This window comes from Herbidospora sp. RD11066 (genome assembly GCF_054661255.1).
The window spans coordinates 1-235 of the sequence record NZ_BAAGDO010000372.1 but is presented as its reverse complement, the minus strand read 5'-3'; the positions used below and the strand labels follow the sequence as shown (position 1 = coordinate 235).

The window sequence follows — 235 nt, the reverse complement described above, 5'->3', positions numbered from 1 at the left end:
GTGAGGTTGTTGTGTCTGGAAAGCTGCGTGGTCAGCGTGCCAAATCCATGAAGTTTGTTGATGGCTTGATGATCCATAGTGGAGAACCAACCAAACACTATGTGGACACTGCCATAAGACATGTGTACCTCAGACAGGGTGTACTTGGCATCAAGGTAAAGATCATGCTTCCGTGGGATCCAACTGGTAAAACTGGACCAAAGAAGCCCCTTCCTGACCATGTCAGTATTGTGGA

The 235-nt window shown here is 47.7% G+C and carries 1 protein-coding gene; it reads left to right on the top strand.

From position 1 onward, the window contains the following. Positions 1 to 47: 47 nt before the first annotated feature. A partial coding sequence (locus ACYQ78_RS40135; protein WP_459806241.1) for a hypothetical protein occupies positions 48 to 235 on the top strand: 188 nt, incomplete at its 3' end.